Origin of the sequence: Psychrobacter immobilis (assembly GCF_904846065.1) — a bacterium.
GTDB classification, from domain to species: Bacteria; Pseudomonadota; Gammaproteobacteria; order Pseudomonadales; family Moraxellaceae; genus Psychrobacter; species Psychrobacter immobilis_H.
On the sequence record NZ_CAJGZV010000001.1, the window covers coordinates 1,225,430 to 1,248,442 of the forward strand.

General features: G+C 42.9%; 18 protein-coding genes. 10 read left to right on the forward strand and 8 right to left on the reverse strand.

What is annotated here, in order from left to right:
• Nucleotides 1-160: 160 nt before the first annotated feature.
• Nucleotides 161-2,272 carry a methionine--tRNA ligase gene (metG, locus tag JMW64_RS05180; RefSeq protein ID WP_201553654.1) on the reverse strand — a complete coding sequence of 704 codons (2,112 nt, stop codon included), beginning with the start codon at nt 2,270-2,272 and terminating at the stop codon, nt 161-163.
• Nucleotides 2,273-2,670: 398 nt separating this feature from the next.
• Nucleotides 2,671-4,086 (reverse strand): GntP family permease, encoded by a 1,416-nt coding sequence (locus tag JMW64_RS05185; protein WP_087815040.1) that lies wholly within the window; start codon nt 4,084-4,086, stop codon nt 2,671-2,673.
• Nucleotides 4,087-4,433: 347 nt separating this feature from the next.
• Here JMW64_RS05185 and JMW64_RS05190 point away from each other — a divergent pair, with 347 nt between their 5' ends.
• The 7 genes from JMW64_RS05190 (at nt 4,434) to dcd (ending at nt 11,998) form a co-directional block, all read left to right on the forward strand.
• The gene (locus JMW64_RS05190) at nt 4,434-5,147 is read left to right on the forward strand and encodes a CoA transferase subunit A (protein ID WP_201553655.1); all 714 of its coding nucleotides are present in this window, start codon (nt 4,434-4,436) and stop codon (nt 5,145-5,147) included.
• A gap of 176 nt (nt 5,148-5,323) precedes the next feature.
• On the forward strand, nt 5,324-5,953 hold the full coding sequence (locus JMW64_RS05195) for a CoA transferase subunit B (RefSeq protein ID WP_193009393.1): 630 nt from the start codon (nt 5,324-5,326) through the stop codon (nt 5,951-5,953).
• A 60-nt stretch (nt 5,954-6,013) separates the two neighbouring features.
• A complete protein-coding gene (locus tag JMW64_RS05200; RefSeq protein WP_193009392.1) occupies nt 6,014-6,814 on the forward strand; it encodes a 3-hydroxybutyrate dehydrogenase in 801 nt (266 codons plus the stop codon).
• Between the two features lie 171 nt (nt 6,815-6,985).
• Entirely contained in the window at nt 6,986-8,338 is a 1,353-nt protein-coding gene (gene mgtE, locus JMW64_RS05205) for a magnesium transporter (RefSeq protein ID WP_193009391.1), read from the forward strand.
• Nucleotides 8,339-8,520: 182 nt separating this feature from the next.
• Nucleotides 8,521-9,741 (forward strand): iron-sulfur cluster carrier protein ApbC, encoded by a 1,221-nt coding sequence (gene apbC / locus JMW64_RS05210; RefSeq protein WP_193009390.1) that lies wholly within the window; start codon nt 8,521-8,523, stop codon nt 9,739-9,741.
• A 402-nt stretch (nt 9,742-10,143) separates the two neighbouring features.
• A complete protein-coding gene (locus JMW64_RS05215; protein ID WP_193009389.1) occupies nt 10,144-11,286 on the forward strand; it encodes a DUF2804 domain-containing protein in 1,143 nt (380 codons plus the stop codon).
• Between the two features lie 136 nt (nt 11,287-11,422).
• A complete protein-coding gene (gene dcd / locus JMW64_RS05220; protein ID WP_045455197.1) occupies nt 11,423-11,998 on the forward strand; it encodes a dCTP deaminase in 576 nt (191 codons plus the stop codon).
• Nucleotides 11,999-12,105: 107 nt separating this feature from the next.
• Here the strand turns inward: dcd and JMW64_RS05225 are convergent, their stop codons facing one another.
• The 6 genes from JMW64_RS05225 to JMW64_RS05250 all read right to left on the reverse strand — a co-directional run bounded on the left by JMW64_RS05225 (nt 12,106) and on the right by JMW64_RS05250 (nt 18,551).
• Complete coding sequence (locus JMW64_RS05225) at nt 12,106-12,543, reverse strand: ClpXP protease specificity-enhancing factor (RefSeq protein WP_193009388.1); 438 nt, start codon at nt 12,541-12,543, stop codon at nt 12,106-12,108.
• 254 nt (nt 12,544-12,797) lie between these two features.
• Nucleotides 12,798-13,412 (reverse strand): glutathione S-transferase N-terminal domain-containing protein, encoded by a 615-nt coding sequence (locus tag JMW64_RS05230; protein ID WP_193009387.1) that lies wholly within the window; start codon nt 13,410-13,412, stop codon nt 12,798-12,800.
• 195 nt (nt 13,413-13,607) lie between these two features.
• Entirely contained in the window at nt 13,608-14,324 is a 717-nt protein-coding gene (locus JMW64_RS05235) for a cytochrome c1 (RefSeq protein WP_045446804.1), read from the reverse strand.
• Nucleotides 14,324-15,529 (reverse strand): cytochrome b, encoded by a 1,206-nt coding sequence (locus JMW64_RS05240; protein WP_173936707.1) that lies wholly within the window; start codon nt 15,527-15,529, stop codon nt 14,324-14,326. Before JMW64_RS05240 ends, JMW64_RS05235 begins: the two co-directional genes overlap by 1 nt.
• Before the next feature lie 22 nt (nt 15,530-15,551).
• Entirely contained in the window at nt 15,552-16,136 is a 585-nt protein-coding gene (gene petA / locus JMW64_RS05245; protein ID WP_045446807.1) for a ubiquinol-cytochrome c reductase iron-sulfur subunit, read from the reverse strand.
• Nucleotides 16,137-16,607: 471 nt separating this feature from the next.
• Nucleotides 16,608-18,551: an ATP-binding cassette domain-containing protein gene (locus tag JMW64_RS05250; RefSeq protein WP_201553656.1), complete on the reverse strand. Its 1,944-nt coding sequence runs from the start codon at nt 18,549-18,551 to the stop codon at nt 16,608-16,610.
• A gap of 241 nt (nt 18,552-18,792) precedes the next feature.
• Here JMW64_RS05250 and JMW64_RS05255 point away from each other — a divergent pair, with 241 nt between their 5' ends.
• From JMW64_RS05255 to JMW64_RS05265, 3 genes are all read left to right on the forward strand, one after another.
• Nucleotides 18,793-19,065, forward strand: coding sequence for a SlyX family protein (locus tag JMW64_RS05255; protein WP_193009385.1), 273 nt, complete (start codon nt 18,793-18,795; stop codon nt 19,063-19,065).
• Nucleotides 19,066-19,280: 215 nt separating this feature from the next.
• Nucleotides 19,281-20,675: an outer membrane protein transport protein gene (locus JMW64_RS05260; RefSeq protein ID WP_193009384.1), complete on the forward strand. Its 1,395-nt coding sequence runs from the start codon at nt 19,281-19,283 to the stop codon at nt 20,673-20,675.
• Nucleotides 20,676-21,080: 405 nt separating this feature from the next.
• Nucleotides 21,081-22,487 (forward strand): hypothetical protein, encoded by a 1,407-nt coding sequence (locus JMW64_RS05265; protein ID WP_193009383.1) that lies wholly within the window; start codon nt 21,081-21,083, stop codon nt 22,485-22,487.
• Nucleotides 22,488-23,013 lie beyond the last annotated feature (526 nt).

Genomic DNA, 23,013 nt, shown 5'->3' on the forward strand with positions numbered 1-23,013 from the left:
GCGTTTGTCATTACCTCTGTAAAGAACGTACTGAATCAATATTCATCGATATTATCTTCTATATAAGCACTGATTTTGGCGATTGACCAGCGATAGTTTTGGGACAATAAAAAAGATGCCCAGCTGGACATCTTTTTTGTTTGTTGAGTAAGCCTAACTATTAAGCAAGCACATCGCCAATCACGCAGTTGTCAGGTAAAGTAACCACTGTCAGCTGAGTTTTTGGATTGCCAGTTGATAGCACCATACCTTCTGAGACACCAAACTTCATCTTACGCGGGGCAAGATTGGTCACGCAAATGACCTTTTTATCTAGCAATTGCTCAGGCTCATAGAACTTACGGATGCCGCTAAACACATTGCGCGGTTTGTCTTCGCCAACGTCCAAGGTAAATTGTAAAAGCTTATCTGCGCCTTCGACATGATTGCAGGCTAGAACGTGAGCGACTTTCATCTCAACTTTGGCAAAGTCTTCGATGCCGATATAGTCAGTTTGCTCAGTATTTGTCTCAGCATCTATATCAGTAGCAGCTTCTTTTGCTGGCTTATTATCTTTTTTAGCAACGGCTTTGCTAGCCACAGGAGCAGCAGCTTGAGCCAAAGATTCTTTTGAGGCCTCAACCATCGCGGCAACGTCTTTTTCTTCTATACGCTGCATCAAAGGCTTGAACTTATTGATCTTGTGCCCCAGTAGCCACTCATTACGGCTGGCAAAGCTTAAGTCGTCAATGTTCAAAAACGCTTTGGCATTGGCGGTTAGCTCAGGCAATACTGGCGCAAGGTAGACCATCAATTGACGGAAGATATTAATCGCGACCGAGCAAACATCTTGAACTTCTTGCTCTGCGCCTTCAACCTTAGCAAGTGCCCATGGTTTTTTCTCATCGATATATTCATTGGCTTTATCAGCACATTGCATAATCAAACGCATGGCACGCGAAAACTCACGGTTCTCGTAAGCGGCAGCAATCTCATCGCCCGTTTTGGTAATATCTTCTAATAAACTTGGCTCAGCGCAGACTTCTGTGAGCATGCCGTCGTACTTTTTGACCAAGAATCCAGCACTGCGGCTAGCGATATTGACCACTTTACCAACCAAGTCAGAGTTAACCTTTTGCATGAAATCTTCTAAATCAAGGTTGATATCTTCGACTTTATCAGACAATTTACTAGCAAAATAATAACGCAGGTATTCAGGATGTAAGTGATCAGCATACGTTTCGGCTTTAATAAAAGTACCGCGTGACTTACTCATTTTTTCGCCATTGACCATCAAGAAGCCATGAGCAAAAACACCCGTTGGTGTACGGAACTCACTACCAGCAAGCATAGCAGGCCAAAATAGCGCATGGAAATAAACGATGTCTTTACCGATGAAGTGATACACCTCGGTTTTATGCTCGTTTTCTTGCATCCAATAACGGTCGAAATCAAGCGCCTCGTCTGTACCTGCGCGCTTATCGCATAGGTTTTTGAAACTCGCCATGTAACCGACTGGCGCATCTAGCCATACATAAAAATATTTGTCTGGCTCATCGCTTGGGGTATTTGGAATCTGAAAACCAAAGTAGGGCGCATCACGGGAAATGTCCCACGTTGCCAGACCTGCTTCAAACCATTCTTGTAGTTTATTGGCGACCGATGTTTGCAAGCGATTGTCACTACGCGTCCAATCTTTTAAGAATTGCTCAAATTCAGGCAAATTAAAGAAGTAGTGCTTGGAGGTTTTTAGAATAGGCGTGGCATCTGATAACGTTGAATGCGGGTCTTTAAGATCCGTTGCATCATAGGTCGTACCGCAAACTTCACAGTTATCGCCGTATTGGTCTGCCGCTGCGCATTCAGGGCAAGTACCCTTGACAAAACGATCGGCTAAAAATAGCTGTTTTTCAGGGTCAAATAATTGTTCGACATCTTTTGTACTGATATGCCCAGCATCATTCAAGCGACGATAAATCAGCTCAGAAAAATGCTTGTTTTCTTCTGAGTGCGTGGAGTGATAATTGTCAAAGTTAATCAAAAATTTGGCAAAATCTGCTTCATGCGACGCTTTCACCGCGGCAATTTGTTCCTCCGGTGTGACGCCATTGGCTTCTGCTTTGAGCATGATTGCCGTACCGTGTGCATCGTCTGCGCAGACATAAGTGACCTGATGGCCTTGCGCTTTCATGGCACGTGCCCAAATGTCGGTCTGAATATATTCTACAAGATGCCCCAAATGGATATGGCCATTGGCGTAGGGCAGCGCACTGGTTACTAGAATCTCACGCACTTTTATCACCTATATTTTTATATAAACGGGTTGGTTATCAAACGTCTTAAGCGGTTTTGAGCTATTAGACGCGATACTATTAATATCAAACTATCAATGCTAAAACGTATTAAGCAAATAAAAATTTAAAAAAGTGTGCCTATGATACCGTAATTCGGCCAAATTTGTGACATTACCTGAGTAATTAATATAGTCGCTAATAAAGCGATTAACTCTATACGGTATATAGAGTGTCAATCAATTATGAGAGATAAATAGTCGGTTGTATTTAGAGGTAGTAATGAGAAAGCATGCATAAAAAACCCACCAAGCAATCGCTCAGTGGGCTCTTTGGTATCAAGCAATAATCGTTAAATTTAATTATCTTTAAGGTTTAATAAATGCCTCATTCTAGGATATTAGAACGAGCCAAATATCGTCCCTAAAATGATAACGGCGACCACAGCAATAAGTGGAATCACCATCGTTACCATGGCGACGTTTAGATAGGACTGCTTATGGGTCAAACCACAAATCGCAAGTAAGGTGATGACCGCACCACTATGCGGTAGCGTATCCAAACCACCTGCTGCCATCACAGCAACACGGTGCATCAATTCTGGGTCAATACCCGCTGCGACCGCCATTCTTAAATAGTCTTCACCCAACGTCGATAACGCGATACTCAAACCACCAGACGATGAGCCAGTAATACCAGCCAGCGTAGTCATCGCCACCGCTTCTGAGATTAAAGGATTGTCAGGTGTTAGATTTAAAATACTATCACGAATGATGAGGAAGCCTGCTAGCGAGGCGATAACCGCGCCGTAGCCAACTTCTGAGGCAGTATTAAAAATCGGCAGCATCGAATCATAAGTACCACGGTTGATGGTTTTTTGCAGATTATTCCAATGACCGATACGTAGCAAAATTAACACCGCACAGGCCACGACTAACGAGATGATTATTGACCATAAACCCAGTGAGCCTGCGATATTTAGATCAGGAAACTGAGCTTGTAAGCCGCTAAAATCCACTGATGGAAAGACAGTGTAAGTTAATAGAGCATTCAAGCCAATGACCAACACCAGTGGAATCATAGCAATAGTAAATGAGGTGTGATGCGTATTTAATACCTCAGTTTCTTTTTTGGCTGCGCCAACGCCGCCCACATCCTCTTCGTCATGCTGACCATAGCCTTCGCCTGCTGCATTGGCTTTTCTGGCGCGTGATTGTAGCCATAACCAACCGCAAATAAACATGATGGTGCCGCCGATAATACCCAAGATAGGCGCGGCAAAAACGTTGGTATTATAGTAAGGAATCGGAATGGCGTTTTGAATGGCAGGCGTACCTGGCAATGCCGTCATCGTAAAGGTGAATGAGCCTAAGGCAATCGCTGCCGGAATCAAGCGCTTAGGAATATCAGCGGCTTTAAACAAGTCTTTGGCGATTGGGTAAATAGCAAATGCCACCACAAATAACGAAACGCCACCATAGGTTAAAATGGCACAAACTAAGATAACTGCTAAGATGGCTTTGCTGGCACCAAGCTTTTCGACCACGGTTTTGGCAATCGCGGTCGCCGCACCAGAGTCTGCCATCAAACGCCCAAATAGTGCACCCAGCAAGAATATAGGGAAAAACTTAAGTAAAAATCCACTCAATGCGCCCATAAACACATCGGTATAAGCAGGAATCGTGCTTAAAAAATCACCTGATAATAGTACGGCTAATGTCGCCATAATCGGTGCTAATATCAACACTGAATAACCGCGATAAGCAAAAAACATCAGTAATAATAAAGTAATGACAATAGCAAAGGTACTAAACATGATCGCCCTCCTTGGCAAAGTTCAATCAGCGAGTATGCAGAGCATAGTGATATCGGTCAATAAAATTATTTAAAATAGGCAATATTTGATATTTTATTAAACATAAATTCTGTCTTAATGAGATATTGCCCCATCATATATACCGCTACTGCGCTGGCTTGTATATTCCTATGGTTATTCTCTTCTCGCTACGAGAATAATATGGTAAGTTAGCACAAGATTTTTAATTATGATATATCGATAGAAACTGTATTAATATAAATATGGAAATATTGAGTGATGTCACCCACTCATAATCATTGATGATAGAAGTTAATAACAAAAAATAGACTTGCAAGGAGATAAGCATGAGTCAATCAAAAGTATATAGCAGTGCCGAAGAAGCGCTAAAAGGTATCGTCAGCGATGGACAAACCCTCGCTATTGGTGGTTTTGGTCTGTGCGGTATTCCTGAAGCGCTCATCGAAGCGTTACGTGATAGTGGTGTTAAAGGGTTAACTTGCATCAGTAATAACGCAGGCGTCGATGATTTTGGCTTAGGGTTGCTATTACAAACGCGCCAGATTAAAAAAATGATTTCATCCTATGTCGGTGAAAATAAAGAATTTGAGCGTCAATACTTGGCAGGCGAGTTAGAAGTTGAATTAACGCCGCAAGGGACGTTAGCGGAAAAACTACGTTCGGGCGGTGCTGGTATTCCTGCGTTTTACACCGCCACTGGCGTTGGCACACTGGTCGCTGAAGGCAAAGAAACCCGTGATTTTGACGGTCGTACTTATATACTTGAGCATTCATTGCGCGCTGATGTGTCATTAATCAAAGCGCAAAAAGCGGACAAAGCAGGTAATTTAATATTCAATAAAACGGCGCGTAACTTTAATCCAGATTGCGCTATGGCAGGAAAAATCACCATTGTTGAAGTCGAAGAAATCGTAGAGACGGGCACCTTTGATCCTGATGACGTGCACCTACCGGGTATCTTTGTGCAGCGTATCGTCTTGAATAGCAATCCTGAAAAGCGTATTGAAAAAACCACGACTAAGGCCGTTGAAGGCCCTTAGTTAAAGGCTTTATAGATTTTTTTAAAATGTTAAATTAATAATAGAATATTGTCATACTATTCCTAAAGATTTGAGTGGCAAGGAAAACGAGTGAAAGTGCTACATCTAGTAGACTAAGTGAGTTTGACACCGCTCATCATATTTTTTGGGGTCGTTATAAAAATAAGGAAGTTATCATGGCATGGACAAGAGAGCAGATGGCACAGCGTGCCGCACAAGAGCTACAAGACGGCTATTATGTCAACTTAGGCATTGGACTACCAACCCTAGTCGCCAATTATATCCCTAAAGATGTCGATGTTTGGCTACAGTCTGAAAATGGTCTATTAGGTATCGGCGAGTTTCCAACGGCAGAAAATGTCGATGCAGATTTGATTAATGCGGGTAAACAAACCGTCACTGCCGAAGCGGGTGCCAGTTATTTTAGTAGCTCAGAGTCGTTTGCGATGATTCGCGGTGGTCATGTTAATCTTGCGATATTGGGTGCGATGGAAGTGTCAGAAAAAGGTGATTTGGCCAACTGGATGATTCCCAAAAAAATGGTTAAAGGCATGGGCGGTGCGATGGATTTAGTCGCTGGCGTGCAGCGCGTGATTGTCTTGATGGAACAAGTCAATAAACACGGCGAGCCAAAAATCCTTGCCAGTTGCGAGCTACCATTGACGGGCAAAGGGGTGGTTGATCGGATTATTACCGAACTTGCTGTACTAGATGTTACTGACAACGGTCTAAAGCTAGTTGAGCTGGCAGAAGGTGTTAGCTTTGATGAGCTACAAGAAAAAACGCCAGTGAGCATTGCTCAATAAGCTTGTTAGATATATTTGGCACAAACCTCTAAAAAACCTATTTATAATGGACTATAAAATATGGCGACCACATTACAACAAGATTTGACTGGCAAGGTGGCATTGGTCACCGGCGCTGCCAGCGGTATCGGACGTGATATCGCTGAGACTTATGCGAAGGCAGGCGCAGCGGTTGGTATTGCTGATATTAATCTTGAAGCCGCTCAGAAAACCGTTGATGCTATTGAAGCGGCAGGCGGACGCGCACTGGCCATTGCCATGGATGTGACTTCAGAGGAGGCGGTAAACGCTGGTGTGCAGCAGCTTGTCGATACCTTTGGTGCTATTGATATTCTCGTCTCCAATGCTGGTATTCAGATCATCGATCCGATCCATAAAATGGCGTTTGAGGATTGGAAAAAAATGCTTGCCATTCATTTAGATGGGGCGTTTTTGACCACTAAAGCGGCGATACAGCACATGTATAAAGATGACAAAGGCGGTACGGTCATCTGTATGGGTTCAGTCCATTCGCATGAAGCATCCATGTTTAAGGCGCCTTACGTCACAGCGAAACATGGGTTACTTGGGCTGTGCCGTGTATTGGCTAAAGAAGGCGCTGAGCATAATGTACGCACGCATGTAATTTGCCCAGGATTTGTCAAAACGCCATTGGTCGAAAAGCAAATTCCGCAACAAGCGGCCGAAAAAGGTATCAGTGAAGAATCTGTAGTCAATGATATTATGCTGGTGAATACGGTAGATAAAGAATTCACGACCGTCGATGATATTGCTCAGTTAGCGCTATTTTTAGCAGCATTCCCGAGCAATGTCTTCACAGGTCAGTCTATCGTTGCCAGTCATGGGTGGTTTATGAATTAACTGAGTGGTGAATTAATGGGTTTGCGGGCTGTTTGATTGGTTTAAGAATCATGGGCTTGCTAATAAAAGACCAATCCATTAGCATCTAGTTTTATATTAATTTGAGCCAATTAGATTGGCTCTTTTTTATGAGCGCTTGAATAGCGTTTCGGGTTGCACGGAGTAAGTATAATGAATGATAAGAATTTTGCAAAAACGCTTGCAGCAAAATTAAGCCGTGCTATCGAGCAACAGCAGTTTGAGCAATCAATCAATCAACTTCAAAATTTGCGCCCGATTGATATTGCCGATGTTCTAGCACTCATGGAGCCAAATCTTGCATGGCAGCTACTTGAGCATCTGCCCAATCGTTCTACCGTGTTCTCCTATTTAGAAACGGATATTCAGGTTGCACTTGCCTATGTATTTCCTCGGGCTGTGTTAGCGAAAATAGTAGGCGAGATGCCTGCGGATGAGCGTACCGACTTATATAAGCACCTCAATCAGGAGCAGCGGGATGCTTTGTTACCCGCCTTGGCACAGGCACAACGTGAAGATATTCGTAAGTTATCTGCCTATGAGGAGCGCACTGCTGGTGCGTTGATGACGTCTGATTATGCGACTTTAGCTGCTCATATGACTGTCTCTGAGGCATTGGCAGCACTGCGCCTAGAAGCACCTGATGCCGAGACTATTTATCATGCTTATGTGATTGATGATGAGCGTAAGTTATTAGGCGTTGTCTCTTTACGAGTACTTATTTTAGCGGCTCCTGAGCAGCTGATTAATGACATTATGATGAGCACAGTAGTGTCTTGTAATGTCAATGATGATCAAAAAGACGTTGCGAAAGTCGTGGCTCGCTATGATTTAATTGCGCTGCCTATTACCGATGATAGTGGTGCCTTGGTCGGTATTGTTACCCACGATGATGCGATGGATGTGGCGAGTGATGAGGCAACCGATGATTTCCATAAGTCGGGCGGTGTCTCGACCATGGTTGGCAAATTAAAAGACGTCAGCGTTCGAGTGTTATACCGTAAGCGCGTATTCTGGCTAGTGTTTTTGGTATTTGGCAACTTGCTCTCAGGCTTTAGTATTTCCAGTTTTGAAGATGTGATTGCCGCCAATTTGGTATTGGTGTTCTTTTTACCTTTATTGGTCGACAGTGGCGGTAACGCTGGCTCGCAGTCAGCGACCTTGATGGTGCGAGCTTTGGCGACTGGCGATGTGGTCATGCGTGACTGGTTTTCATTATTGGGTCGAGAGGCAGTGGTTGCGTTGATGCTTGGGGCGACGATGGCGGTGGCTATCTCAATCATCGGTTATGTACGTGGTGATGCAGTGGTGTCGTTAGTGCTGGCACTGAGTATGATGTCGGTGGTAATGATTGGTTGTGTGATTGGTATGAGCTTACCTTTTGTGCTTAATAAATTGGGTTTTGACCCTGCCACTGCCAGTGCGCCTTTGATTACCTCTGTCTGTGATGCCTCGGGTGTACTTATTTATTTGTTTATTGCTTCACAGTTTTTGTCTATCGGTTAACGCTGCTATAAAGCCTAGTCCCACTAGCGTTGTGGTTTTTTTATTTATCCAATTCAGCTACACTATCACTGTAAAAGGTTTGGCTAAAAAGCTTATGGGCTATGTTATTTACGCTATTTACGACAGTATCAATTGAGTTGTTTTACCATACCTACCCACTTGTATAGGCAGTAACGGTCGCTATGTTTAACTTTATGAAGAAAACCTCCACCAAAAAACCAGAAACACCAGAGCAGCGGGCAGAGCGCGATAGTGCTGTGGACAAGGTGCTGCTTGGTTACGAAGTAGGTACCATTAGCATTGCCACCATGGTCACAGGACTTGAGCGCGATGGCGATCAGCTTACCTTAGATTTGCGTCTTCCCGTAAATAGTAACCCTGAAATCATCCAACAAGAGCTTGGGCAGCTGCTACATCCGCACGGTATCAAAGCGATTCACATGAATGTCCGTCTACCAGCGCCAGCGAAAGGGACAGGATCAAGCTTACCGAAGGCAATGCCCAAGACCACCAATGCAATGGACAGCCAAAGTCAGTCTTCAGTTAATAATAAGACAACTGATGCCGAACCGCCGATTACCAAAGCCGCACCGACACAAGCATCATTGACAGCGCATCCGCGCATTCGTCATATTATCGTGGTGGCGTCAGGTAAAGGCGGTGTTGGTAAATCAACCACTACTGTCAATATCGCCTTGGCATTACAAAAGCTCGGCAACCGTGTTGGCGTGCTCGATGCCGATATCTACGGCCCTAGTATGCCAACCATGCTGGGCGTCAATAATGTCAGACCTGAGCTAGAAAATGAGCAGTTCGTTCCTATCAATGCGCATGGCATGGCGATGTTATCGATTGGTAGCTTGCTCGATGGTGACAATACGCCTGTCGCATGGCGTGGACCAAAAGCCACTGGTGCGCTGATGCAGCTGTATAACCAAACCAACTGGCCGCAGCTAGATTACTTAGTCATTGATATGCCACCGGGTACGGGCGATATTCAGTTAACACTAGCGCAGCGTATTCCCGTAACGGGCGCGGTGATTGTCACGACGCCGCAGCATATTGCCTTGCTTGATGCGCAAAAAGGCATTGAGATGTTTAACAAAACCAACATCCCAGTACTTGGCGTAGTCGAAAACATGGCGCTGCATACCTGTAGTAACTGTAATCATACAGAAGCTATCTTTGGCACAGGCGGCGGCGAAAAAATCGCTGAGCAATATCAGGTGCCGCTGTTAGGTCAGTTGCCATTGGCCAGAGGTATTCGTGCACAAGTGGATAAAGGTGAGCCGAGCGTATTAGCCGATGATGAGTTTGCGCCGTACTATCTTAGCATTGCCAAAAATATCGAAGCCAATATTAATAAATTCGCCAAGCCTGTCGATGATAAACGTATTTTTTAATAGTAGTTCTTAGTGATAGTAGAACAGCTTAAGTAGAAAATCGTTAAAGAACTTATATTTTTAAACAGGGAATATTGCGAGCTTATCAATTTATCAACGACATTTAGATAATATTCCCAAACAGTATAGGTGACTGAAATTATTCCGTTCGCCGATATATGCGATTGAGCTCTCAAACAATCAACTGATGGCCGTTTGCTACTCTAAAGACGGGAGTAGCAAACGCCATCAGCAAATGTGACGGAAAGGTTGGCAGATGGATTGACCAGCATTGAAGTTAAGGTGATAACGGCAGCGTTTTTTGTGGGTTCTGCGAAGGCAAAAAGAAAAACTGTACATACTGCCGTGAGTTATCAAGGAAAAATAGTACCTTTAGAAAAATTTGGCTAGGATGCCTCAATCATGAATCAAAATCGTAATGAGCAAGATCAGCAACACTTATCTACCAGCATTAAGCCAGCTGTTCTTAACGAGCTTATTCAAAATGGTCAGCCTATTTTTGGTGTTTTTGCTCACGTTAAAAATATCAATTATTTGGACTATCACAGTCATCTTATTTCGCAAAAGGCGCTGCCAAACTGGCGCAAAGAGTTAAAAGCCAATCAATTCTGCTTTATTCAAATTATCCAGCCGCCTTATCGGATTTGTTTGGCATTGGCAACGATTAAGTTGGCAACCAGTGCCTTTGTTTATCTTTATAATGATGAGACTAAGCAGTTAGAGGTTTGTGAAGCATTGCAGCCGTTGATGCATCACACACAGTTAGAAGGCGATTGCTATCAAGGGCAAATGGCATTTACCCATAGTAATCTCACATTAACATTGGATTTTACGCCATCAAAAATCGCAGTAGCATTGGACAGTAAACACATTACGCTTGATGCGACGCTACAGCGGCAAGCAGCGCCATTAGCAGTCTGCACACCAACGGGCAGGCGTGGCTGGACCTTTACTCAAAAAGAACCGTTAACTGCTCTAGCTGGTCATTTGCTTATTAAAGCCCATTCAAAATTTAACACTGATGCTCAAGCCAAACAAATCCACTTTTCCGAAACGACTATCGCCAATCTCGATTGGACGCTTGGCTATATGCGTCACAAGACCAATTGGTTTTGGAGTTGTATCAATAGTTATTTGCCAGACGGTCGTCATTTTGCCCTAAATCTAGCGATGGGCGTCAATGAAACAGGGGTTAGCGAAAATGCGTGCTGGCTGGATGGGCAGATTTATTATTTACCGCCTGTGATGTTTGTCCGTGATGGTTTAAAGTTGCCAGCTAATGAGCAGGATGATAATGCTAAAACCATAGATAATACGCGACAGCCTTGGCGCATCTATCATCAAAACCTAGGCTGGAGCAATGTTGATATTGACTTAACTTTCACGCCGATAACCGTTTATAAAAAGACAGATAACTTTGGTGTGCTTGCCAGTATATTTGAGCAATGGCTTGGCTTTTATAGTGGTGAGATTCGTCTAAAAGATGACGTGATTGAAATCGATAAGATAATGGGCTTAGCAGAAGATCATTTCGCAAAATGGTAGGCGGTTGTCGTATTGATTGTAGATTTATATTAAACGCAGGCAAGCCTATAAATTGAGCGCTCAATTCCGTATAATCGTCGCTATCAAAATACCGTTCATATCGTAAATTTTATTTTATAGCTGCTAAGGAACAACAATGTCTATCAAGTCTGACCGCTGGATTCGTAAAATGGCTGAAGAACACGGCATGATTGAGCCGTTTGAAGCGGGTCAAGTACGTTTTAATGATACAGGCGAGCGTTTGGTTAGCTACGGTACGTCAAGCTATGGTTATGATGTACGCTGCGCGCCTGAATTTAAAGTTTTTACCAATGTTCATTCAGTGATTGTAGATCCAAAAAACTTTGATGAAAAAAGCTTTATTGATGTCATCGGTGACGAGTGCATTATTCCACCAAACTCGTTTGCGCTAGCACGCACCATGGAATATTTCCGTATTCCACGCGATGTATTGACGATCTGTCTTGGTAAATCAACGTATGCCCGTTGCGGAATTATCGTCAATGTGACGCCGCTGGAGCCTGAATGGGAAGGGCATGTCACTTTGGAATTTAGCAACACCACCAATCTACCAGCGCGTATTTATGCAGGCGAAGGAGTGGCACAAATGCTATTTTTCCAAAGCGATGCTGATGACGTATGTGAAACCAGCTATAAAGATCGCGGCGGTAAGTATCAAGGTCAACGCGGCGTGACATTGCCAAGAACCTAGTAATCTTATATGCTAACTGAAAGTGCACAATGATAAATCTTTTAGATTAATCACAAAAAGGCTGACCGTATATAATACGACCAGCCTTTTTTATACCGAAAAATTGACTATTTCAACACTTTTAAACCTGCTTTATTATCACGTTTGGCTTTAGGTGCCGCAGTAGGGCTCTTCTGTGAGCTTACTATCGCATCATCTTCAGGTTGATAGTTGTCATATTCATTGGGGTCAAAAAACATCCCTTGCGAGTTTTCTTTCGCATAAATACCTAACACCGACGTCATTGGTACCCAAATCTCTTGTGACACGCCGCCAAAACGCGCACTAAAATGAATATAATCATTTTCCATACTCATATTACCAGTCGCACGGCTGGCGATATTCAATACGATACGACCATCTTGCACGTGTTCCCTTGGAATCTGTACGTTTTCGGCAGTGGCATCAACCATCAGGTAAGGCGTTAGTTGATTGTCTTCTATCCACTGATAAAGCGCGCGCACCATATAAGGACGTGTTGGGGTAATAGAGGTGGTTTCGCTCATCTAAGGGTTTCCTATACTGATAATTTGAAGATAATAACTTAAAGGTATTTTGTTGTTTTCTATTTTAAGACAGCGGTTAAGCATTGTCTAGGGTGTGTCCTGCTCTTGCAAATGGTAATAAAAATTGCAGCCAAACAAATAAAATAGTACTGATAATATCGAAATATAAGCAAGCTATTTGACACAGTTTGACAAAGATTTAGTCATTTTTGACCCATTTAAGGTTTAATGCTCAGATTGAGGATACACCCTAATTAACGCACACTTTTTTGAAAGCTAGTACGCTCAAAGACCCGCTGTTGATAATCAAATAAGGGGCGACTAATTGCGCGTGGCAGCTCAATTCCCATTTCTTCAAGTCGCCATAACAAAGGTGCTAACAATACATCACACCAGCCAAAATCGTCTGCCATAAAATAAGGTTTATGAGCAAACAGTGGTGATAGAGTAATCAAAGAATCGCTTAACTGTTTTTTCGCAATAGCAGCTTGTGTTTTATTAAAGCTATTAGGGTGCATGAGTAGACGCTTACCGAGTACCAGCCAATCATGCTGAATACGCCAAGCCAGTTGGCGAAATTGGGCACGCTCTTGCGGGGTATCTGGTAGTAGCTTGTTTGTATGGTAACGTTCTTCAAGATACTCAAAGATAACGTTGATCTCATACAGTGCGATTTCACGTTGTTGCAGAACAGGTAAGGTGTGATAGGGATTCAGCTCGGTTAAATCTTCAGGCCGTTCAGAGTGCAAGCGTGATAGATAATAGGCAAGCTTTTTTTCCTCAAGTAATAGGCGCACTACATGACTGTCGTAGCCGTCATCAGCGTATAAAATCAGCTGACTACTTGGAATGTCGTTCGCATCAATCATGAAAGCCTAATGTTAATAGTAAAGCCTATCATCGTAAACAAAGTTGCCCTGATTATCAAGGCAAGGTACGTAAACATTGCGGGTGAGCCTTGTTTTAAATTATGGTTCAGTGTTTTATGGTCTTTTAAGAGACAAAAAAAGGCACTACCAGAGTAGTGCCTTTTTTTCGATAAAAATATATTTTTTAATACTCAATTACTTTACATCTTTCCAGAATTCTTTGTTCAATAAGTAAACTGGAATGAGTAATACTAATAAGAATAAAATCACAAAGAAGCCAATCACTTGACGGTCATGACGGTTAGGCTCTGCCATCCACGCCATAAAGTTAACCAAATCACCCACTTCGGATTCAAACTCTTCAGCACTTAGCTCTTCTTGCATATTATGCAATACATGAGGCATCGCCGCATTGGCAAGTACTAAGTTATTGGCACCCCAAGGACGGCTTGGGTCTTCATAAAACGATAACAGGTAAGTATATACCCAGTCATCGCCACGTAGTCTGGTTTCAAGTGATAGATCAGGAGGCGCTGCGCCAAACCATGATGCTTGTACTTCAGGATCAATTTCAGCATTAATATGATCACCGATTTGATCGGTGGTGACCATCAAATACTTTTCGACCAACTCAGGTGGTATCTCTAAATCTTTAGCAATGCGCGAGTGACGAACATACTGTGCAGAGTGACAACCAGCACAGTAGTTCATAAAGATTTTCGCACCGTTTTGTAGCGAGCCCTTATTGGTAAAATCAATAGGAGCAGTACTACAAGCTAAGTGTTCTTCAACACCCTCAGCATTGGTGAATGTACCACATCCACCGCCACCAGCTGCCAGTGCAGTACCAGCCGTCAAGGTTAATGCCGCGCCTAAGCCTAGACCCGCTAGGGATTTAATTAGCGTGTTCATTAGTGACCTCCGGTAACGCGTTCTGGTGGCTGTTTACACTTCTCAATAGAGGTATAAATTGGCATCAGTAAGAAAAACAAGAAATACAAGACAGTGAAGATACGAGCCATCAATGTTGCTGTTGGTGTCGTTGGCGTCGCGCCTAAGTAACCTAAAACTAAGAAACTAATCGCAAACACGGTTAAAGCAATTTTAGATAAAATGCCTTTATAACGTATAGAGCGTACAGGCGATCTGTCTAGCCATGGAATCAAGAATAGTACGGCAATCGCACCACCCATCGCAATCACACCACCCAACTTGTCAGGAACCGCACGTAAAATGGCATAGAATGGCGTGTAATACCATACTGGTGCAATGTGTGCTGGCGTTTTCAATGAATTCGCTGTCTCAAAGTTTGGTGGCTCAAGGAAGAATCCGCCGCCTTCTGGGAAGAAGAATACCACTGCAAAGAACAAGATAAAGAAGACCACGATACCAATCATATCATGCACTGTGTAGTACGGATGGAATTCAATACCATCTAACGGCACACCATTTTTATCTTTTAGCTTCTTGATATCAATACCATCAGGGTTGTTCGAACCCACATGGTGTAGCGCTACAATATGCATGAATACTAAGCCCACAAGTACAAGCGGGATAGCAACCACATGTAGAGCAAAGAAGCGGTTTAGGGTGATACCTGAGATAATATAATCACCACGTACCCATTCTGCAAGCCCATCACCAATCACAGGTAGAGCAGCAGGAAGGTTCAAGATAACCTGTGCACCCCAAAATGACATATTGCCCCAAGGAAGTAGGTAACCGAAGAAACCTTCTGCCATCAATGCTAAGTAAATACCCATACCGATGAGCCAAATAAGCTCACGTGGTTTCTGGTATGAACCATATAGCAGTGCTCTGAACATATGCAGATATACGACCACAAAGAACGCAGATGCGCCAGTTGAGTGCATGTAACGGATAAGCCAACCACCTTTGACATCGCGCATGATGTATTCAACAGATGCAAATGCCCCTTCGGCACTTGGGTTGTACATCATGGTCAGCCAAATACCTGTTACCAATTGGTTAACCAATACCACCATTGATAACACGCCAAAAAAGTACCAAAAGTTAAAGTTTTTTGGTGCATAGTACTTTGACATATGGTATTCATAGGTTTCGGTCGCTGGAAAGCGTGCGTCCACCCAATGCATTAACTTTTTACCCATGCTCATATTAAGCCTCCCCAATCGTCAAGATGGTACCATCCATGTTGTAATCTGGGACAGGTAAGTTAAGCGGTGCAGGAACGCCACTATAAACGCGACCCGCCAAGTCATATTTAGACCCGTGGCATGGGCAGAAAAATCCGCCATACCAATCATTACCACCCAAGTCAGCCGCGCCAACATCAGGACGGTAGTTTGGTGCACAACCTAAATGTGTACAGACGCCTTCTACTACCAAGACTTCTGGCGAGATAGAGCGTTCTGGATTTTTACAGTATTCAGGTTGTAATGATGCATCAGATTCAGGGTCAGACAGTAAAGGTTTTACTGACGCTAAAGTCGCTAGCATATCTTCTGTGCGTTTGACCACAAAAATGGGTTTACCACGATATTTGACAACGATCATCTGTCCTGCTTCGATAGAACCAATATCTTGGGTCACTGCAGCCCCTGCAGCCTCAGCTTTAGCGCTTGGGTACCAAGAACGGACAAAAGGTGTTGCCACAGCAGCTACCCCAGCTGCACCAATCGCGGCAGTCGAGGCAATAAGAACTCTACGGCGTTGTACGTTAACGCCTTCGGCTTGGCTCATTAATACTTCCTCCAGGTGAATGAAATGGGATTATCCCACACTGGGTTTGTGGCTTAGAAAATGTACAATATCAAGCCACTTTGGCTGTGCCTAATTTTGCTAATTGTTGCTATTCTAAGCTATTTCGGTGATAAAATAAATTATTGCGTTAAAAATAAAGCAACCTTGATAGAACATACTCTAAGGTTGAATAGGAGAATTGATGCAAAATAGCTGCATTATCAATGTCTCACATAGATTTTTTGGCAAGGATTATAAGCGTGATGACCTTATAATTAATAAGGATATTTTGCAATAGCGAATGATACTCGAAATTAAGGTAATGTTCACTAACTTTCAGTACCTAACTACTATGTAAGTAGTCGTAAACCAATAATCACCGCTTTATAAGAACAAAACGGTGATTATTTCATTATTTTTCATATCTTATAAAACTCGAAGTTTTATAAAACATCGCTTCAGTCGCTAACGTTAGCTCTCAAGCGCACTCCAACGCTCAAGCTTATTCATCATCTCATCTTCAATCGTCAGTAGGCGCTCACTTGCGGCAGTCGCTGCATTAACGTCAGTGGTGAACCATGAGCCATCTGCTAGTTTCTCTTGCAATTGCGCTTGTTCAGCTTCTAATGCAGCGATTTCTTTTGGCAAATTATCCAGTTCACGCTGTTCATTGAAATTGAGCTTTTTAGCAGATTTGTTAGGTTTTGCTGCAGTTGTCTTATTGGTAACTTTACTGGCAGTATTTGCATTATTGGCTGGTGCTCTAGCCGCGTGTGCGGCTTGCTCACGGTTTTTCTGTACCAAGTATTCTTGATAACCACCGACATACTCTTTGACGATACCTTTGCCGTCTTCATCTTGGTCAAATACCCAAGTAGAGGTAACGACATTGTCCATAAATGAGCGGTCATGGCTGATTAGCAAAATCGTACCGCCAAAGCTGGCGACGGACTCTTCTAGTAGCTCAAGTGTCGCCATATCCAAGTCGTTGGTTGGCTCATCAAGTACCAGAATGTTGGCAGGCTTTAATAGCTGTTTTGCAAGTAGCACGCGGTTACGCTCACCACCTGATAGTGCTTTGACAGGGGTACGCGCACGCTCTGGGGCAAATAAGAAATCTTGTAGATAGCTCATGATGTGTGTCTTACGACCACCCACTTCTACAAAGTCTGAGCCTTCAGAGACGTTTTGCGCCACACTGGCTTCAAGGTCTAACTGATCGCGCAACTGGTCAAAGAAAGCGATTTTTAAGTTAGTGCCTAATTCAACACTACCAGTCTTTGTGACTTCATCATCAGACATATCGAGTAGGGCTTTAATCAGTGTGGTTTTACCCGCACCGTTGGGTCCGACAATGCCGATTTTATCACCGCGCATAATAGTGGTTGTAAAATTATCAACCAATACGTTGCCATCATATTCAAGATGTAAGTTTTTAACTTTACAGACCAGCTTACCGCTTTTCTCACCTTGACCCATCGTAATGTTCACATTACCGACTTGCTCACGGCGATCGCTACGCTCTTCACGCAATGCTTTTAGCTCGCGGACACGGCCTTCGTTACGGGTACGACGGGCTTTGATACCTTGGCGAATCCATACTTCTTCTTGCGCCAGTTTTTTATCAAAGTTGGCGTTATTTTTTTCTTCAGCGAGTAACTGTAGTTCTTTTAGCTCTTGATAGCGTGCATAGCCACCTTCGCCTTGAGTGACGTCATAGCTGGTTAATTGACCACGATCTAGCTCAATGATGCGCGTCGATAGTTTGTTAACGAATGCTCTATCATGGGTGACAAATAATAATGTCAGGCCTTGCCAATCCAATAAGAAGCGCTCTAGCCACTCAATACTATCAACGTCTAAATGGTTGGTTGGTTCATCGAGCAGCAGTACATCAGGTTTGGTGACCAATGAGCGTGCTAGTAGTACACGGCGCTTACGACCACCTGATAATGAAGATAAATCATCATCTGGATCCAGCCCCATGGTTTTGATCAGGCGGGTGGCTTCTCGTTCTAAATCCCAACCGTGTACCGCATCGATATCATGCTGCAAGTCTGCCATACGCTCACAAGCATCCATGTCGCCATTGGCACATAAATCTGTTTGGGCATTGTAGTTGATAAGCAGCTCAGCCGTGCGGCTGCTACCACCCATAACGATGTCTAGGATACGTCCGCTTGTCTCGGGAACATCTTGTTCTAGCATCGCCACGCGCACGCTGCTATTGATAATGACTTCGCCGCTATCAGGTTGTAAGGTGCCGTTAATTAGCTTAAATAAGGTGGATTTGCCTTCGCCATTACGGCCAATTAAACAGACACGTTCACCTGCTTCAATAGCAAAATCAATGCCATCAAGAACAGGAGCGACGCCAAAAGCGAGGTGGATATCTTTTAAATGTATCAGAGCCATAGAATATCTTAAGCTTATATAATAGTGAGGTAGGGGTTGCTGCAAAATTGCGAGCAGTATAACATGCCATCACGTGACTGTAGTGAGCGTAAATGATTTTATCCGCACTATTTATGACTTTTGTTCAAGGCTGCTATTTTATAAAGAGCATCGTCGTCTAATTGCTACTTTTTATCGGTCATCGAGCCATTTCATTAATGAATCCTACCAGTCTTATGTTTATGATAATTCAGAGAAAAATATGAATCAATTTAATTCTCAAGATAAAGCTCAGAACGAGGCTTTAGCTATGCATGTTGACTTACAAACGCAACAAGTCATTGATTTACAGATGAGTATGGCGCATCTAGAGATGACAGTAGAGCGACTCGATGAGGTGATTGCGCGGCAAGATAAAGATATTCAGACATTACAACGACAGTTGCAGCTGATTTATAAACAAGTGGAAAGTCAGGATCCTGAAGGCGGCATTGCACCTTTTGATGTAATGGCAGAAAGACCCCCTCATTATTAATATCTGCAAAAACTAAATGGTTGAAAATTTATGACTATAATATCCACTATATCCGCATTATGAAATACAGATACTGTTCAGTCATAATCGGGAAATAATGTGTTTTTGCAGTTGTTTTAATGTTCGAAAATCATTACTATCCTCCACCTCGGATGCTGCTTGCTTATTAAAATTAAGTAAAGTAGTAAAACAATGCGGACGTTTGGAGATACATAATGCGCGCAAATTTTCATTTGAAAACTCTCACAGTAGCTGTTGCTGCTCTTTCTATTGCTAGCGTTGCTAGTGCTGCTGGTCTTGATCGTTCAGGTCAAGATATCACTGCATTCTTACAAGATGGCACCTACGCCGAATCTGTTTATACTTATATCGATGCCGATGTGAGTGGTAACGACTTGTCAGGCAATAAGCTCAATGATATCGCAGAGTCTTATGATTTTTTCCGTTATGGTGTAAAAGCAGATATTAACGACACGTTTAGCATCGGTATTTTATATGATGAGCCTTTTGGTGCAGCTGCGGATTATAACGGTCAAAACGATTTCGTTACCGACAGTGATCGTGACGCTATCATTCAAGACTTTACAAAAAACCCTAATATTACCGAAGCTTATGTCGATAACGTATTAATACCACAATTGCAAGGGGCGCTTGCTCCAGGTAATCCAGGTGGTCTAACTGCTGAAGAATTACAAGCCGCTCAAGGTCAGCTTATTGGTCTTGAAGCCGCTAAAGGTCTAGCAGCAGTAGCGGGCGAAGCGACGCAAGTAGAAGTACGTACTGAGAGTATTACTGGTATTCTTGGTGCTAAATTTGGTGCTAACAAAGAGTTTCAAGCTTATGGTGGTCCAGTTGCTCAGCGCGTAAAGGCAGATGTAAAATTGCGCGGTGATGCATACAGTTCAGCCAAGGGTTATACCACTCACATCAGTAATGACCAAGACTATGGCTGGATCGCTGGTATGGCTTATAGCAAGCCTGAAATTGCACTTAAAGCTGCTTTGACGTATCGCTCTGAAATCAAGCACAATGCAAAAGCTTTTGAGACTTTTCCAATTGCTACGGCTGCAGGTGCTACCGCTGGCCTAGCGTTGCCGACTACCAGACATTCTGATATTGAAATCAACACGCCAGAATCAGTCAACTTTGATTTCCAGACGGGTATCAATCCTACCATGCTAGCTACTGCGAAAGTCCGTTGGGTGCCTTGGAGTGATTTTGCTATCGTACCGTCACTATACAATGATGTCAGTAAAGTATCGACAAAAGATGATGAAGGCTTGGCATTAGTTAGTTACGATGAAGATCAATGGCAAATTGAGCTAGGTCTCGCTAAGCGCATGACGCCAGCATTAGCAGTGACAGGTACTGTCGGTTGGGATAGTGGTGCTGGTAACCCTGTAACCTCGCTAGGTCCTATCGAAGGCTACTACAGTGCTGGTTTGGGTGCCAAGTACAATGTGACTGAAAACTGGGCAGTATCAGCTGGTGGTAAATATCTATGGTTCGGTGATGCTAAAGGCCAAATTCCGACTAAAGCCGTGGTTAGTAACTTTGAAGACAACGATGGTTTTGCACTTGGCGTGAAGCTTTCTTACCAAGCAAACTAATATAAGTTGTAATTTGCTAACTTATAAATCCATAGTCTAAATAATAAAAAGCGATCCTGATTGGGTCGCTTTTTTATGCCAGTGTATTTAAGTTTAATAAAGGATTGGAGTATTTTAGAATTATTAAGTTATAACAGATAAGTATCTGCCTGCTATCTCTAAAAAATACTGAGAGCAATTTAAAAAATATCAGAATGAAAAACTAGATATTAGTTTTGTACCTGTATCTTATTTGTACTGTCCAGTCATATTCGGGAAATAAAGCACTTTAATTGTTGTTTTAGTGTCAAAAAGGCATTAGTATTCATCTCAGGACACGACTTTTATAATCATAAAGTTATGCGCAGCAATGCTACATATTGATTATTTAAGTAGTAAAACAACAAGGACGTTTGGAGATACACAATGCGCAATACTTTTCATTTAAAAACTCTTGCAGTAGCGATTGCCGCTTTTTCTGTAGCTAGCGTAACCAATGCTGCTGGTCTTGACCGTTCAGGTCAGGATGTCACAGCCTTCCTCCAAGATGGCACCTATGCTGAAGCTGTTTACACCTATATCGATGCTGACGTTAGTGGTTATGATAGTGCCAATAACGTTCCTAGCAACAATACCTATGTTAGAGGTGATAAGACTGGCGATATCGCTGAGTATTATGACTTTTTTCGTTATGGTGTAAAAACAGATATCAATGAAACCTTTAGTGTTGGTATCTTATATGATGAGCCCTTTGGCGCAGCAGCGCAATACACTGGCGACAACAATTTTGTGTCGAAAGGCGATCTTGATGCTTCTGTCGCTGCCATTACTAACAATCAAGCTCCCACTTATGCCGCAGCTTTGGCTGGAATAGGTGCGCTCACGCCAGGAGAAACGGCTGGAGTCTTGACAGATGAACAGCAAGCGCAGTTAGATGGTTTGCGTGGAGCAGTAGGTATCGCAAATGCTGAAGCAGCTAATGCAGGGGAAGGTACTAATGTTGAAGTACGTAGTAACAGCCTGACAGCTATTCTTGGGGCAAAATTTGGTGCCAATAAAGAGTTTCAAGTATACGGTGGTCCAGTCGCTCAGCGTATTGAGTCTGAAGTGAAATTACGAGGTTTGGCTTATGGTCCTGCTACTGGCTATACCTCACGTAACAGCCCTGATATGGATTATGGTTATATAGCTGGTATTGCCTATAGCAAACCTGAAATTGCCTTAAAAGCAGCGCTGACCTATCGCTCTGAAATCGACCACAACATGAAGATTGCTGAAAATTACCCGATTGCAGGTGCTTTAGCTGGTGATCCAGCTGCAGCCAATCGCACCAGTAATATGGAAATTACTACTCCTAAATCCGTAAACTTTGATTTTCAAACCGGTATTAACCCAACGACGTTAGCAACTGCAAAAGTGCGCTGGGTACCTTGGGGTGACTTTAAGATTACGCCGCCACTATATAATGAGGTTAGTAAAAGATCTTATGGACCTGATGGTTTAAACTTGGTTGAGTACGAAGAGGATCAATGGCAAGTAGAGCTTGGTCTAGCCAAGCGTGTTGCGCCAGCACTTGCAATTAGTGGTACCGTTGGTTGGGATAGTGGTGCTGGTAACCCTGTCACGTCGTTAGGTCCTATCGAAGGCTATTACAGCGCTGGTTTGGGTGCAAAGTATAACGTGACAGAAAACTGGGCAGTATCAGCAGGTGGCAAATACCTATGGTTTGGCGATGCCCAAGGTGTGTTGCCAAGTGACAAAATTGTTGGTGATTTTCAAGACAATGATGGATACATATTCGGTGTAAAATTGTCTTACCAAGACACTAAATAATACGTATATTTAGCAGTATCAATACATAAAAAAAGCGATCCGTGATGGGTCGCTTTTTTATCGGTGTTCGAAATAGAAATTGATATAAAAGAACATTAAATCAACGACTTTAAAGTGTGCATAAAGGTTTTTAGCAAAATAATAAATTTATTTGACAGCCTTTTTTAGGCGATGTCTAAGAAGGCGGTGATTGGTTTCTTGCCTGCAATGAAACGATATTTGCCTCAAACATAAGCCACAACATCATTGAGTTATGATGATCATAAGTATATTTCAGCTGAAATATACGCTTCTTGAAACACACTTAAATCCAAGACTCATTGACCTCTCAGCGCTAATAGATATCATAACTGCCATATCTCTAACTTTTTAGCCTCGCTGAGGTAGTTCTGCTTATCCATTTATCTTTGATATTTGAGGTGCATTATAAATTTATTCAGTAGTATATCTTACACTAACAAGTTAGATGATTAATGACATAGCATAAGTGGCTACAAGCGTGATGATTGAGTGAAAAGTTAACACC

Bases quoted from the DNA above. Each gene is read 5' to 3' on its own strand.
- JMW64_RS05185 (WP_087815040.1), bottom strand. From the start codon at position 4,086: ATGTTTAGTACCTTTGCTATTGTCATTACTTTATTATTACTGATGTTT.
- JMW64_RS05240 (WP_173936707.1), bottom strand. From the start codon at position 15,529: ATGCATTGGGTGGACGCACGCTTTCCAGCGACCGAAACCTATGAATAC.
- dcd (WP_045455197.1), top strand. From the start codon at position 11,423: ATGTCTATCAAGTCTGACCGCTGGATTCGTAAAATGGCTGAAGAACAC.
- JMW64_RS05200 (WP_193009392.1), top strand. From the start codon at position 6,014: ATGGCGACCACATTACAACAAGATTTGACTGGCAAGGTGGCATTGGTC.
- JMW64_RS05265 (WP_193009383.1), top strand. From the start codon at position 21,081: ATGCGCAATACTTTTCATTTAAAAACTCTTGCAGTAGCGATTGCCGCT.
- JMW64_RS05195 (WP_193009393.1), top strand. From the start codon at position 5,324: ATGGCATGGACAAGAGAGCAGATGGCACAGCGTGCCGCACAAGAGCTA.
- JMW64_RS05260 (WP_193009384.1), top strand. From the start codon at position 19,281: ATGCGCGCAAATTTTCATTTGAAAACTCTCACAGTAGCTGTTGCTGCT.
- JMW64_RS05215 (WP_193009389.1), top strand. From the start codon at position 10,144: ATGAATCAAAATCGTAATGAGCAAGATCAGCAACACTTATCTACCAGC.
- JMW64_RS05250 (WP_201553656.1), bottom strand. From the start codon at position 18,551: ATGGCTCTGATACATTTAAAAGATATCCACCTCGCTTTTGGCGTCGCT.
- JMW64_RS05235 (WP_045446804.1), bottom strand. From the start codon at position 14,324: ATGAACACGCTAATTAAATCCCTAGCGGGTCTAGGCTTAGGCGCGGCA.
- JMW64_RS05230 (WP_193009387.1), bottom strand. From the start codon at position 13,412: ATGATTGATGCGAACGACATTCCAAGTAGTCAGCTGATTTTATACGCT.
- JMW64_RS05225 (WP_193009388.1), bottom strand. From the start codon at position 12,543: ATGAGCGAAACCACCTCTATTACCCCAACACGTCCTTATATGGTGCGC.
- petA (WP_045446807.1), bottom strand. From the start codon at position 16,136: ATGAGCCAAGCCGAAGGCGTTAACGTACAACGCCGTAGAGTTCTTATT.
- JMW64_RS05255 (WP_193009385.1), top strand. From the start codon at position 18,793: ATGAATCAATTTAATTCTCAAGATAAAGCTCAGAACGAGGCTTTAGCT.
- JMW64_RS05190 (WP_201553655.1), top strand. From the start codon at position 4,434: ATGAGTCAATCAAAAGTATATAGCAGTGCCGAAGAAGCGCTAAAAGGT.
- mgtE (WP_193009391.1), top strand. From the start codon at position 6,986: ATGAATGATAAGAATTTTGCAAAAACGCTTGCAGCAAAATTAAGCCGT.
- apbC (WP_193009390.1), top strand. From the start codon at position 8,521: ATGTTTAACTTTATGAAGAAAACCTCCACCAAAAAACCAGAAACACCA.